We start from the raw sequence: 13,856 nt of genomic DNA, 5'->3' as shown, positions 1-13,856 counted from the left end.
ATCCCACGGGCACTCGGGTAGGGCAAAGGGGCTCGAATGATACGCCAGTTCCATGAAACTTAACAGTTTTCGCCCGAACCGGCGGAGCCCGCCGGCACGTTTCCGGCATTGCTTCGGCAGCCTGCCGGCACGGCTCCCGGAGCGCCACCGGCAGACTGGCCCGGGGCCTTGTCAGGAATTCCCTTGCCGCGGAGTCGGGAATTGACGTAACTTCCGCCAAAATCAATGCCAAGCGCAACCATGGACGCCAACGAACTCGCCGCCCAACAACTCTACAAACTCCAGGGCGAACTGAAGAACAAGAAGGTGCTGGTGGTGGACCGCCACCCGGACGCCCGCAACGCCATGCGCATGATGCTGTCCACCATCGGCATCACCAGCGTCCAGGGGGTCGGCTCGGCCACCGAGGTGCTGCGCCTGGTGAAGAGCAGCAGCTACGACATCATCCTCTCCGACTACCAGCTGGAGGACGGCCGCGACGGCCAGCAGCTGCTGGAGGAGCTGCGCTACAAGCGCCTCATTTCCCTGTCCACCCTGTTCATGGTGGTGACCGGGGAGCGGGCCTACAAGAACGTGGTGTCGGTGGCCGAGCTGGCGCCGGACGACTACCTGATCAAGCCCTTCACCGGCGAGCAGCTTCAGCAGCGCCTGGCCCGGGCCCTGTACAAGAAGTTCGTCTTCCACCAGGCCTACCGCAACGTCGAGCGCAGCCGCTACGAGGACGCCGTCACCGCCTGCGACGACATCATCCAGCAATACCCCCAGTACCAGCACGACGCCCGCCACCTGCAGGCCGACCTGCTCAACAGCCTGGGCCGCTATGTCGAGGCGGAGGCCGCCTACCGCCAGATGCTGGAACAGAAGGATCTGGCCTGGGCCCGCATGGGCGTGGCCGTGGCGGTGCACGGCCAGGGGCGGGTGGACGAGGCCGTGACCCAGCTCGAGGCCCTGGTGCAGGATTTCCCCGAATACCTGGCCGCCTTCGACTTCCTGGCCAGGCTGCGGGAGGAAAAGGGCGACTCCACCGGTGCCCAGCAGGCCCTGCAGGCCGCCGCCGCCATTTCCCCCAACAACACCATGCGCCAGCGGGCGGTGGGCGACATGGCGGTGCGCAACAACGACCTGGAAGCGGCCGAGCGGGCCTACAACACGGTGCTCAGCCGGGCCCGGGGCTCTTCCCTGCGCAGCATCGACGACTACGCCAACCTGTCCCGGGTCATGCTGGAGAAGGGCAATGTGGCCGGCGCCAAGCTGGTGGCCCAGGACCTGCGCCGGGACTGGCGCGGCGACAAGCAGGGGGAGCTGGCCTCCCTGGTCATCGACAGCCTGGTGCAGACCAAGGAAGGGGCGCCGGACAAGGCGGCCCGCAGCATTGCCGCCGCCATGGAGCTGCACAAGGTCCTGGTGGCCGAGGGCAAGATGGAGGAGAAGCGCCCCCTGTCGCAGAAGGTGGCGGTGGACCTGGCCCATGCCTGCATGGCCAACGGCAAGGAGGCGGACGCCCAGAGCCTGCTGCGCCAGGTGGCGGCGGAGAACAACGAGGACCGGGGCGTGCTGGCCCACATCCAGGGCGTCTTCGAGAAGACCGGCAACGCCGAGGCGGGCAAGGCCCTGCTCGAGGACGTCTCCCGGGAGATCATCCAGATCAACAACCAGGGCGTGCTGGCCGCCCGCAGCGGCGATTTCGACGGCTCGGTGCAGCTGCTGATCGAGGCGGCGGAGCGGGTGCCCAACCTGCAGTTCCTGGTCAATGCAGCCAAGTCCATCTACACCCTGATGGACCAGAAGGGCTGGCAGCCGGAACTGGCGGAGCGGGCCCACCGCTATCTGGAAAAGGCCCGCAGCCGCTCCCCGGACGACCCCCGCGTCATATCCGGGCGCGACATGTACCAGCGGGTGGCCCGCAAATACGGGGTTCAGGTCGATACGGACAGCTGATCCGGCGTCGCCGGCCCGGCCCGGCGCCGTACGGGACAGCTTGGGGAAAACCCGCTCAGGCCCCTGATCCCAGGGGCTTTTTGGTATCATTTGCGGCTTTTCTCAACCCCGGAAGGACCCACGATGTCCCGCAAAACCCTGATCGCCGCCCTGCTTCCCCTGGCCACCGGTTTGGCCGCCGTTCCTGCCTGGGCCGACATCAATGTGGGCGTCTCCCTGGCCGCCACCGGCCCCGCCGCCTCCCTCGGCATTCCGGAAAAGAACTCCATCGCCCTGCTGCCCACCACCGTGGCCGGCCAAAAGGTGAACTACATCGTCCTCGACGACGCCACCGACTCCACCACCGCGGTGAAGAACATCAAGAAGCTGATCAGCGAAAACAAGGTGGACCTGGTCATCGGCTCCTCCACCACGCCCAGCTCCCTGGCCATGATGGACGTGGCCGTGGAAAACGAGACCCCCATGATCTCCATGGCCGGCTCCGCCATCGTCGTCGAGCCCATGGACGCCAAGCGCCACTGGGTCTTCAAGTCCGCCCAGAACGACGCCCACATGGCCACCGCCATCGTCGAGCACATGACCAACAACAATGTGCACAGCGTCGCCTTCATCGGCTTCGCCGACGCCTACGGCCAGGGCTGGTTCAAGGAATTCGCCAAGATCGCCGAGGCCCGCAAGATCAAGATCGTGGCCAACGAGAGCTACCAGCGCAACGACACCTCGGTCACCGGCCAGACCCTGAAGATTCTCGCCGCCAAGCCCGATGCCGTGCTGGTGGGCGCCGCCGGCACCCCGGCCGTGCTGCCGCAGAAGACCCTGAAGGAGAAGGGCTACAAGGGCGCCATCTACCAGACCCACGGCGTCGCCAATGCGGACTTCCTGCGGGTCGGCGGCAAGGACGTGGAAGGCGCCCTGCTGCCCGTGGGCCCCATGATGGTGGCCGAGCAGTTGCCCAACGACAACCCGGTGAAGAAGTCCGCCCTGGAATACGTGAAGAAGTACGAGGGCGTGCACGGCAAGGGCAGCATCAGCTCCTTCGGCGGCCATGCCTGGGATGCGGGCGTGCTGCTGAGCAACGCCATTCCCGCCGCCCTGAAGAAGGCCCAGCCCGGCACCAAGGAGTTCCGCAAGGCCCTGCGCGACGCCATCGAAGGCAGCAAGAACCTGCCCGCCGCCCACGGCATCTTCAACATGACGGCCCAGGATCACCAGGGCTTCGACCAGCGCGCCCGGGTCATGGTGAAGGTCGAGAACGGCACCTGGAAGCTGATCAAGTAAACCGCTGAACGCCTAACCGTATTACCCAGCCAAACGCCGGCCCCGGGCTTCCCCCGGGGCCGCGGCGTTGAAAGCACTCATGGATCTGCAAATTCTTCTGCTCCTGGGCCAGGACGGCCTCACCAACGGCGCCATCTACGCCCTGCTGGCCCTGGCCCTGGTGCTGGTGTTCGCCGTCACCCGGGTGATCTTTCTGCCCCAGGGCGAATTCGTCGCCTACGGCGCCCTCACCCTGGCCGCCATCCAGGCCGGCAAGCTGCCGGGAACGGTGTGGCTGGCCGTCATCCTCGGCGTCGCCGTGGTCCTGATCGACGGCGGCCTGGCCCTCAAGAGCGGCAACCTGAAGCGCCTGCCCCGCATCGTCCTCGGCAACCTGGGCCTGCCCCTGGTGCTGCTGGGCCTGATCTCCGGCCTGGAGGCGGAGGCCCTGGCGGCCCTCGCCCTGCCCCTGCAGATCCTGCTCACCCTGGGCATCGTCGTGCCCCTGGGCCCCCTGCTCTACCGCCTGGTGTTCCAGCCCATCGCCGAAGCCTCCTCCCTGGTACTGCTGATCGTCGCCGTGGCCCTGCACATGACCCTGATCGGCCTGGGCCTGGTCTTCTTCGGCGCCGAAGGCTTCCGCACCCAGCCCTTCTCCGACGGTGCCCTGGAAATCGGCCCCCTGCTGCTGCAGCACCAGACCCTGTGGATCCTGTTCGCCTCCGCCGCCCTCATCGCCGTGCTCTACGTGCTGTTCGAGCGCACGGTGTACGGCAAGGCCCTGCGCGCCACCGCCCTCAACCGCACCGGCGCCCGCCTGATGGGCATCTCCACCACCATGGCCGGCAAGCTGTCCCTGGGCCTGGCCGCCTTCATCGGCGCCCTCTCCGGCGTGCTGGTGTCGCCCATGACCACCCTCTACTACGACTCGGGCTTCCTCATCGGCCTGAAGGGCTTCGTTGGCGCCATCATCGGCGGCCTCGCCTCCTATCCCGTGGCCGCCCTCGGCGCCGTGCTGGTGGGCCTGCTGGAGTCCTACTCCTCCTTCTACGCCAGCGCCTTCAAGGAAGTGATCGTGTTCACCCTCATCATCCCGGTGCTGGTGTGGCGCTCCCTCACCTCCCACCACGTCGAGGAGGAGGAGGAATGATGTCCGCCAAACTCTCCCCGGCCCGGGCCATCCTGGCCGCCTTCCTGCTCTTCCTCGTCACCGGCCCCCTGTGGCTGCCGGAGTTCCACGTCACCCTGCTCAACTACATCGGCCTCTACGGCCTGGTAGCCCTGGGCCTGGTGCTGCTCACCGGCGTCGGCGGCCTCACCTCCTTCGGCCAGGCCGCCTTCGTCGGCCTCGGCGCCTACACCACGGCCTACCTGACCACGGCCTACGGTGTCTCTCCCTGGCTGACCCTGCTGGCCGGCCTGGGCCTGACCCTGGCCTTTGCCCTCTGCCTGGGGTTCATCACCCTGCGCCTGTCGGGCCACTTCCTGCCCCTGGGCACCATCGCCTGGGGCATCAGCCTCTACTTCCTCTTCGGCAACCTGGAATGGCTGGGGGGCCACACCGGCATGACCGGCATCCCCGCCGTGTCCCTGTTCGGCCTGGAACTGAAGGACAGCCGCAGCTTCTTCTACCTGATCTGGGTGGTGCTGCTGGGGGCCATGCTGGCCACCCGCAACCTGCTGGATTCCCGGGAAGGCCGGGCCATCCGCGCCCTCAAGGGCGGCACCGTCATGGCCGAGGCCATGGGCGTGAACACGGCCCGCTCCAAGATCGTCATCTTCACCGTGGCGGCGCTCTATGCCTGCGTCTCCGGCTGGCTTTACGCCCACCTGCAGCGCTTCGTGAATCCCACCCCGTTCTCCATCAACCAGGGGGTGGAATTCCTCTTCATGGCGGTGATCGGCGGCGTCGCCCACGTCTGGGGCGCCGTGGTCGGCGCCGGCCTCATCACCGTGCTCAAGCAGTGGCTGCAGGACCTGCTGCCGGAACTGCTGGGCCAGAGCGGCAACTTCGAGGTGATCGTCTTCGGCCTGATGATGATTTTCGTCCTGCACCGGGCCCGCAACGGCCTGTGGCCGGCCATCGCCCGCCTGGTGCCGGCGCAAAAGCAGGAGCGCCACGCCGTGGCCGCCGCCGAGCCCCTGCCGCGGCGCCAGATGCCTGCCGCCGGCACCGTGCTGCTGCAGGCCGAGGGCGTCACCAAGCGCTTCGGCGGCCTGGTGGCGAACAAGGACATGGCCCTGACGGTGCAGGCCGGCGAGGTGATGGCTCTGATTGGCCCCAACGGCGCCGGCAAGAGCACCATGTTCAACTGTATTTCCGGCGTCAATCCGCCCAGCGAAGGCCGCATCAGCTTCCTCGGCCAGCCGGTGGCCGGCCTGGAGGCCCGGGACATCGCCCGCCTCGGCCTCTCCCGCACCTTCCAGCACGTGCGCCTGCTCTCGGGCATGACGGTGCTGGAGAACGTGGCCATCGGCGCCCATTTGCGGGGCCGCCACAACTACCTGGCCGCCGGCCTGCGCCTGGAGCGGGCCGAAGAGGCCCGTCTGCTGGCCGAAGCGGCGCGCCAGATCGAGCGCGTGGGCCTGGCCGAACACATGTTCGACGCCGCCGGCAGCCTGGCCCTGGGCAAGCAGCGCATCGTCGAGATCGCCCGGGCCCTGGCCGCCGATCCCTGCCTGCTGCTGCTGGACGAGCCCGCCGCCGGCCTGCGCTACCTGGAAAAGCAGGCCCTGGCCGAACTGCTGCGCAAGCTGCGCGGCGAAGGCATGGGCATCCTGCTGGTGGAGCACGACATGGACTTCGTCATGGGCCTGGCCGACCGGGTGGTGGTCATGGAATTCGGCGAAAAGCTGGCCGAGGGCCTGCCGGAGGAAATCCAGAAAAACCCGGCGGTGCTGGAAGCCTACCTGGGGGGAGTGGAATGATGAACGCCGCGCACGAACCCAAGCCCGTGCTGGAAGTGAGCGACCTGTGCGTTGCCTACGGCAAGGTGGAAGCCCTGCACAAGGTCAGCCTGCGCATCCGCGAGGGCGAGATCGTCACCGTCATCGGCCCCAACGGCGCCGGCAAGACCACCCTGCTCTCCGCCCTGATGGGCCTCTTGCCCTACCGGGGCGAGGTGGCCTACGTCGGCCACAATCTCGATGCCCATGTGGAAGTGGAAGAGCGGGTCGGCCAGGGCCTGACCCTGGTGCCGGAAAAGCGGGAGCTGTTCGCCGAGATGAGCGTGGAGGACAACCTGCTGCTGGGCGCCTTCCACCGCTACCGCAGCGGCCTGCGGGACCACGCCCAGACCATGGAGGAGGTGTTCGCCCTCTTCCCCCGCCTCAAGGAGCGGCGTACCCAGGCTGCCGGCACCCTGTCCGGCGGCGAGCGCCAGATGCTGGCCATGGGCCGGGCCCTGATGGCCAAGCCGAAACTGCTGATGCTGGACGAGCCTTCCCTGGGCCTCGCCCCCCTCATCATCAAGGAAATCTTCCGCATCGTTGCCGAGCTGAAGCAGACCGGCGTCTCCATCCTGCTGGTGGAACAGAACGCCCGGGCCGCCCTGCAGGTGGCCGACTACGGCTACGTGCTGGAAACCGGCGAGGTCTCCCTGGAAGGCCCCAGTCACGAACTGGCCGACGACCCCCGGGTGATCGAAACCTACCTGGGCCTGGGCGGGAACAAGACCGCCTGAGGCATCGGCCTGGAAGGCAATAGGGACGGCTGTTTCCGCCATCCCTGCCCCGCCAGCCGCATCCTGCCTGCCTCCTGGCAGGGGTACATGAAAAAGGCCCGGTGCCGCCCCTCGGCGGCCCGGGCCTTTTCTCTTGCCGGGGGCGGCCCTAGGGCTGCAGCTTCCAGGCGCCGTTGTCGATCCTGACCATGACCCGGGCCCGCTGGTCGAAGCCCAGATGGTCCGTCGGCCCCATGTTGTACACCCCGTGGCAGCCCACCACGTCCCGGGTGTTTTCCAGGGCCTCGCGCAGGGCCTTGCGGAATTCCGGGCTGCCCGGCTGGGCCTTCTTCAGGGCCAGGGGCACGGCGTGCTGCAGCAGCAGGCCCGCATCCCAGACGTGGGCGCCGAAGGTGGAGACGCTGCCCTTGCCGTGCACCGCCTCGTAGCGCCCCACATAGTCCAGGGCCACCTTGCGGATCGGGTTGTCCGCCGGCAATTGGGCCGCCACCAGCACCGGCCCCGCCGGCAGCAAAGTCCCTTCAACCTCCTTGCCGCCGACCCGCAGGAAGTCGCTGTTGGCGACGCCGTGGGTCTGGTAGATCAGGCCCTTGTAACCCCGCTCCCTAAGGGTCTTCTGGGGCAGGGCCGCGGGTGTGCCGGCGCCGCCGATGAGCACCGCGTCCGGCCTGGCCGCCAGCACCTTCAGCACCTGGCCGGTGACCGAGGTGTCGCTGCGGCTGAAGCGCTCGTTGGCCACCAGCCGCAGCTTGCGCGCCTCGGCGATCTTGGCGAACTCGTTGAACCAGCCCTCGCCGTAGGCGTCGGCAAAGCCGATGTAGGCGACGCTGCGCACCTGCTGGCTGGTCATGCTTTCCACCAGGGCGGTGGCCATGTGGGCATCGTTTTGGGCCAGCTTGAAGACCCAGCGCCGCTTCTCGTCCATGGGCTCGACGATGCGGCTGGAGGCGGCCAGGGCCAGCATGGGCGTCTCGCCCTCCGCCACCGCGTCGATCATGGCCAGGGAATTGGGGCTGGTGGTGGAACCGACGATGACGTCCACCCGGTGCTCGGCGATCAGCTTGCGCGCATTCTTCACCGCCGCCGTGGTGTCCGAGGCATCGTCGAGGACGATGTAATTGACCTTGTGCCCGCCGATGCTGGCCGGCAGCAGGGCCACGCTGTTCTTCTCGGGAATGCCCAGGGACGCCGCCGGGCCGGTGGCCGAGACGCTGATGCCGACGTTGAGGTCGGCCCGGGCGGGTGCTGCGAACAACAGGGACAGGCCGAGCAGCGATGCGCCCAACCTGGCCCCGGGAATACTCCAGCTTCCTTGCATGGTGCGTTCTCCCAGTGATGTTGTCCTGCGACTACTTGACCAGCTTCCAGGCTCCGTCCTGAATGGTGACCATGACCCGGGCCCGCTGGTCCAGCCCCAGGTGGTCCTGGGCGCTCATGTTGTACACCCCGTGGGCGCCGGCCACGTTGCGGCTCGCCTCCAGGGCGTCGCGCAGGGCCTTGCGGAATTCCTTGCTGCCCGGCTGGGCCTTCTTCAGGGCCGCCGGCACGGCCTGGGCCAGCAGCAGGCCCGCATCCCAGGCATAGCCGCCGAAGGCGGTGACGCTGCCCTTGCCGTGCACCGCCTCGTACTTGCCCACGTACTCCACCGCCGACTTCTTCACCGGGTTGTCGTTGGGCAGCTGGGCCGCCACCAGCACCGGGCCGCTGGGCAGCAGGGTGCCCTCCACCTCCTTGCCGCCGACCCGCAGGAAGTCGTTGTTGGCGACGCCGTGGGTCTGGTAGATCGGCCCCTTGTAGCCCCGCTCCCGCAGGGCCTTCTGGGGCAGGGCCGCCGGGGTGCCGGCGGCGCCGATGAGGATGGCGTCGGGCTTGGCGGCGAGCAGCTTCAGCACCTGGCCGGTAACCGAGGTGTCGGCCCGGTTGAAGCGCTCGTTGCCCACCAGGGCCAGTTTGCGCACCTCCGCCACCTTGGCGAACTCGCCGTACCAGCCTTCGCCGTAGGCGTCGGCAAAGCCGATGTAGGCCACCGTCTTAACGTTGTTGCTGGTCATGTGCTCGACGATGGCGGTGGACATCTGGGCGTCGTTCTGGGGCGTCTTGAACACCCACTTGCGCTTCTCGTCCATGGGCTCGACGATGCGGGCCGAGGCGGCCATGGCGATCATGGGCGTCTCCGCTTCGGCCACGGTGTCGATCATGGCCAGGGAGTTGGGCGTGGTGGTGGAGCCGATGATGAGATCCACCTTGTGCTCGCCGATCAGCTTCTTGGCGTTTTTCACCGCCGCCGTGGTGTCCGAGGCATCGTCGAGGACGATGTAATTGACCTTCTGCCCGCCGATGCTGGCCGGCAGCAGGGCCACGGTGTTTTTCTCGGGAATGCCCAGGGATGCCGCCGGACCGGTGGCGGAGAGGGTGATGCCGACATTGAGGTCGGCCAGGGCGGGACGGGATAGGGAAATACAGGCGAGCGGCAGCAATGCCGCCACCAGGGCGTTCAGTTTCATGACTCCTCCACTGCGTTTTTTATATTAGTACCGCCGGGACGGCGGGGGCTCACACCCAGCGGCGGATCATACCCGGCCCCCTCCCCCCAGGGGAAGAGCGGGCGCCGGAGGAGGATGGCGCCGGCCCGGGGGCGCCGGTGGGGGCCCGGAAAGGGCGTCCCGCGGCACCCCCGCCCGGGATCAGCGGCCGAAGATGCCCTTCAGCAGCCCCCCGACACCGGCCGGAGCCGCCGACTCCACCGCCGCGTCACCGGCCGCCTGCTCCAGGCCCAGGGCCAGGCTGTCGTAGCCGGTCACCCGCACCACCGCGCTCCACACCAGGGGCTTCTTCTCCGCCGGCTTCTGCGGCGGATAGGCAAAGCCCTGGCTCGGCCCGTGGGCCACAGCGGAGACCATGGCCATCTCGGCCTTGGCGAAAATGCCTTCCGGCACCGTGCATTCGCGCTGGCTGCCCGGCAGCATGGGGCTCTTGTTGCGGGCCGCCAGCCACAGCACCACCTCCTTGTCGCCGTTGGCGGCCACGGCGTTGAGATCGTAGCCCCGCACCCGGGAGGAAGCGTCCCAGCTCAGGGGAACGGCGCCGCGCAGGTTGGTATTGCCGGCCTTGAGGTTGATGGGCTCGAGGAAATCCATGGCCGCCCCCAGGGTGAAGCGGATGTCCGGCGTCAGGAAGCTGGCCTTGACCACATGCTCGCCCACCGCCGAGGCACCGTCGGGCAGGCCCTTGAAGTCCCGGTCACCGGCGGGCCAGTGCAGGGAGCGGGGCGGCAGGCCGTCCGCCCCGGCGCCCGGGCCGCCCTTGCCCATGCTGCGGCCCTGGCGGGCCATGGCCATCACCTCGGGCGAGACCTTGCCCGCCATGGTGCGGAAATCCAGGATCTCGGGCTGGCCCTTGGCCACGGCCGGACCACAGCCCCAGTAGATGAGTACCCGGCCATCGGCCTCGCCATCGCTGCCGCCGCCCTGGCCGCCGCTGCGCCGCTCGCCCTTGAGGGGCAGCAGGGGGCCGATGCCCATGGTTTCGGGCACCTGGTGGCTGGCACTGTAGTCGGGCGGCAGGTCGGCCGGGTTGGTCAGGCGCAGGTCCATGCTGCGGCTGGCGCCGGGCTTGCTGCCGAACATCATGCCCATGACCCCGCCCATGCCGCCGGCTCCGAGGCCGGACAGGGTACGCAGATTCATTTCGTAACTGACCGGGGCCGCGACCGCCGGCAGGTGCGCCGCCCCCAGGGAGAGGACCAGGACGGCGGGGGAGAGGGAAGAAAGACGCATGGCCACGGCAGCACCTCCGGCTGGGAATGGGAAAAACCCATTCTAGACCAGGAAAAATGCCACCGGGGTTGGCCCGGCGGGGGGCCTACTTGCCGATGCAGAAGCGGCCGAAGATTTCGCCGAGCAGGTCGTCGGCGGTGAACTCGCCGGTGATGTCGCAGAGGGCGTTCTGGGCCAGACGCAGTTCCTCGGCAAAAAGCTCCAGGGCCGGCAGGCGCTGGCGCGACAGCTGCAGGTGCTCCTGGGCGGCAGCCAGGGCCCGCAGGTGGCGCTCCCGGGCGATGAAGACGTCTTCCGCCTCGTGCCAGCCGGCGATGCGCAGCAGCTCCCGGCGCAGCAGGTCGAGGCCGGCGCCGCTCTTGGCGGAAAGGGAAATGGCGACGCAGCCCTCCCCTCCTTCCGGCTCCTCATGGCGCTCCGGCACCCGGTCGGTGAGGTCGATCTTGTTGTAGACGGTGATGCGCGGCAGGTCCGGCGGCAGACGCCTGAGGATGGCCTCCTCCCCATGGGCGATGCCTTCCCGGGCATCGGCCAGCAGCACCAGCACATCGGCCTTCTCGATCTCGCGCCAGGTGCGCTCGATGCCCAGGCGCTCCACCTCGTCCTCCGTCTCCCGCAGGCCGGCGGTGTCGATGACGTGGAGCGGGATGCCCTCGATCTGCAGGTTGCCCCGCACCACGTCCCGGGTGGTGCCGGCGATGGGGGTGACGATGGCCAGTTCGTCGCCGGCCAGGCCGTTGAGCAGGCTGGACTTGCCCACGTTGGGCTGGCCGGCCAGCACCACGTGCAGGCCGTTCTGCAGCAGGCGGCCCTGGCGGGCCCGGTCGAACACCGCCTCCAGCCTGGCCGCCAGGCTGTCCAGGCGGCCGAAGGCGTTGGCTGCCTTGAGGAAGTCGATCTCCTCCTCGGGAAAGTCCAGGGTGGCCTCGGTCAGGGCCCGCAGTTCGATCAGCTCGTCGGTGAGGACGCGGATCTCCCGGGAGAACTCTCCCTGCAGGGAGCGCACGGCGCTGCGGGCGGCGGCCTGGGTGGTGGCGTCGATGAGGTCGGCCACGGCTTCGGCCTGGGCCAGGTCCAGCTTGCCGTTGAGGAAGGCGCGGCGGGTGAACTCGCCGGGCTCGGCCAGGCGGGCGCCCAGATCCAGGCAGCGGGCCAGCAGCATCTGCAGCACCACCGGGCCGCCGTGGCCCTGCAGTTCCAGCACGTCCTCGCCGGTGAAGGAGGACGGGTTGGGGAAGTAGAGCAGCAGGCCGCTGTCGATGACACTGCCGTCGGCAGCACGGAAGTCGGCCAGGGTGGCATGGCGCGGCCGGGGCAGCCTGCCCGTGAGCTGTTCGGCCAGGGGCAGCAGGCCGTTGCCGGAGATGCGTACGACCCCGACGCCACCCCGGCCGGGAGCGGTGGCAATGGCGGCGATGGTGTCGGTGCGGGGCATCATGGCGGGGAGGATTCCGGAGCGTTAACGAAAAAAAGGCCGCCCTCAGGCGGCCTTTTCGCGGACATCAGGCCTTGGCGTCGTTGGCCGCCTTGCCGCCAGCCTCGATCATGCGGGTGATCTGCCACTGCTGGGCGATGGACAGCACGTTGTTCACCACCCAGTACAGCACCAGGCCGGCCGGGAAGAAGAAGAACATGAAGCCGAAGACGAAGGGCATCATCATCATGACCTTGGCCTGGATGGGGTCCGGCGGGGTCGGGTTGAGACGGGTCTGGATCACCATGGTGGCGATCATGATCACCGGCAGGATGTAGAACGGGTCCTGGGCGGAGAGGTCGTGAATCCAGCCGACCCACGGCGCGTTGCGCATTTCCACGGCGCCCAGCAGCACCCAGTAGAGGGCGATGAACACGGGAATCTGGATCAGGATGGGCAGACAGCCGCCGAGGGGATTGATCTTTTCCTTGCGGTACAGATCCATCATCTCCTGGTTCATGCGCTGGCGGTCGTCGGCGAAGTGCTCCTTGATGTGCTGCAGGCGCGGCGTCACCTGGCGCATCTTGGCCATGGACTTGTAGGAAGCGGCGGAGAGGGGGAAGAAGATCAGCTTCAGGGCGATGGTCAGGACCACGATGGCCCAGCCCCAGTTGCCCACCAGCTTGTGAATCCACTCCAGGGCCCAGAAGATGGGCGCGGCGATGACGGTCAGCCAGCCGTAGTCCACCACCAGGTCCAGGCCTTCGGCGACCTGCTTGAGCTGGGACTGGATCTGGGGACCGGCGAAGAGGGGCACGCTGACGCTGCCCTGGGCACCGGCTTCCACCTGGGCCACGGGCACGATGACGCCGGCGGAATAGACGCCGGGCTTGCCGTCGGCCGGAGCTTCCACCTTGCGCACGAAGAATTCGCGGGGCGACTTGCCCTGGGGCACGAAGGCGGAAACGAAGTAGTGCTGCACCATGGCCACCCAGCCGTTGTCGGCGTTCTGGGGCACCTTGGCCTTGCCCTTCTCGATGTCGGAGAAGGCCAGCTTGTGGAATTTGTCCTGCTCGGTATACAGGGCCGGGCCGGTATAGACGCTGACCATGGAGGACTCGCCGGCCGGTGCCTTGTCGTCCCGGGCCAGCTGGAAGTAGGCGTGGGGGGCGATGGCCTTGGCACTGCCGTTGTGGATTTCATAACCCACATCCACCAGGAAGGAGCCCTTGCGGAAGGTATAGACCTTGGTCACCTTGACGCCGTCGGTCACGGCTTCCAGGCGCACCTGCAGTTCCTTGCTGTCGCCCATCTCGCGGGGGCCGGGCAGCACCTTGAACATGGTCTTGTGGGTCGGCAGGCCGTCGCCGATCAGGCCGCTCTGGGCGCTGTAGCGGTGGTCCTCGCCGAACAGCTGGAAGGGCTTGCTCTCGTCGGTGGCCGACTTGTAGCCGGGCAGTTCGAGACGCACCAGATCGCCGCCCTGGGTGGAGATGTCGGCCACCATCAGGTCGGTGGTGATGGTGACGGTCTCGGCCTTGACCGGCGCCGGTGCGGCGACGGCTGCGGCAACGGCGGCAGCGCCGGACTGCAGCGTGGCGGAGGGAGCGGGTGCGGCCCCGGCCTGGGTGGCCGCGGCGGTGGCCGGCACATCCTTGGGCTGGTTATGTTTCACCCAGGCGTCCCACAACATGATGATGGAGACGGCGAAGATCAGGAACAGGAACAGGCGACGGTTATCCATGCACAGCCTATCGATTGCAGGTTTTGGAATTCATGGCGCGGCGT

The 13,856-nt window shown here is 68.1% G+C and carries 10 protein-coding genes; 5 read left to right on the top strand and 5 right to left on the bottom strand.

Features of this window, described 5'->3' with window-relative positions:
• Positions 1–240 precede the first annotated feature (240 nt).
• From AZSP09_RS12155 to AZSP09_RS12135, 5 genes are all read left to right on the top strand, one after another.
• Entirely contained in the window at positions 241–1,938 is a 1,698-nt protein-coding gene (locus AZSP09_RS12155) for a tetratricopeptide repeat-containing response regulator (protein ID WP_130459605.1), read from the top strand.
• Positions 1,939–2,061: 123 nt separating this feature from the next.
• Entirely contained in the window at positions 2,062–3,216 is a 1,155-nt protein-coding gene (locus AZSP09_RS12150; protein ID WP_152090192.1) for an ABC transporter substrate-binding protein, read from the top strand.
• A gap of 79 nt (positions 3,217–3,295) precedes the next feature.
• Entirely contained in the window at positions 3,296–4,345 is a 1,050-nt protein-coding gene (locus AZSP09_RS12145; RefSeq protein WP_152090191.1) for a branched-chain amino acid ABC transporter permease, read from the top strand.
• Complete coding sequence (locus tag AZSP09_RS12140) at positions 4,345–6,123, top strand: branched-chain amino acid ABC transporter ATP-binding protein/permease (protein WP_412784076.1); 1,779 nt, start codon at positions 4,345–4,347, stop codon at positions 6,121–6,123. The genes AZSP09_RS12145 and AZSP09_RS12140 overlap by 1 nt, the downstream gene beginning before the upstream one ends.
• Positions 6,123–6,878 carry an ABC transporter ATP-binding protein gene (locus AZSP09_RS12135; RefSeq protein ID WP_152090892.1) on the top strand — a complete coding sequence of 252 codons (756 nt, stop codon included), beginning with the start codon at positions 6,123–6,125 and terminating at the stop codon, positions 6,876–6,878. Before AZSP09_RS12140 ends, AZSP09_RS12135 begins: the two co-directional genes overlap by 1 nt.
• Positions 6,879–7,026: 148 nt before the next feature.
• On the opposite strand, the gene AZSP09_RS12130 is transcribed toward AZSP09_RS12135, so the two are convergent.
• From AZSP09_RS12130 to yidC, 5 genes are all read right to left on the bottom strand, one after another.
• A complete protein-coding gene (locus AZSP09_RS12130; protein WP_014235947.1) occupies positions 7,027–8,196 on the bottom strand; it encodes an ABC transporter substrate-binding protein in 1,170 nt (389 codons plus the stop codon).
• Positions 8,197–8,227: 31 nt separating this feature from the next.
• Positions 8,228–9,382: an ABC transporter substrate-binding protein gene (locus AZSP09_RS12125; protein ID WP_130459609.1), complete on the bottom strand. Its 1,155-nt coding sequence runs from the start codon at positions 9,380–9,382 to the stop codon at positions 8,228–8,230.
• 180 nt (positions 9,383–9,562) lie between these two features.
• Positions 9,563–10,654, bottom strand: coding sequence for a hypothetical protein (locus AZSP09_RS12120; RefSeq protein WP_232058898.1), 1,092 nt, complete (start codon positions 10,652–10,654; stop codon positions 9,563–9,565).
• Positions 10,655–10,739: 85 nt separating this feature from the next.
• Positions 10,740–12,092, bottom strand: a complete 1,353-nt coding sequence (mnmE, locus tag AZSP09_RS12115) for a tRNA uridine-5-carboxymethylaminomethyl(34) synthesis GTPase MnmE (RefSeq protein ID WP_152090189.1) — start codon at positions 12,090–12,092, stop codon at positions 10,740–10,742.
• Positions 12,093–12,156: 64 nt separating this feature from the next.
• Positions 12,157–13,812: a membrane protein insertase YidC gene (gene yidC, locus AZSP09_RS12110; protein WP_014235943.1), complete on the bottom strand. Its 1,656-nt coding sequence runs from the start codon at positions 13,810–13,812 to the stop codon at positions 12,157–12,159.
• Positions 13,813–13,856: the final 44 nt, after the last annotated feature.

The organism is Azospira sp. I09 (assembly GCF_009177135.1).
GTDB lineage: Bacteria > Pseudomonadota > Gammaproteobacteria > Burkholderiales > Rhodocyclaceae > Azospira > Azospira oryzae.
Note: the sequence above shows the minus strand (reverse complement) of the source record. Positions and strands in the feature narration are given on the sequence as shown.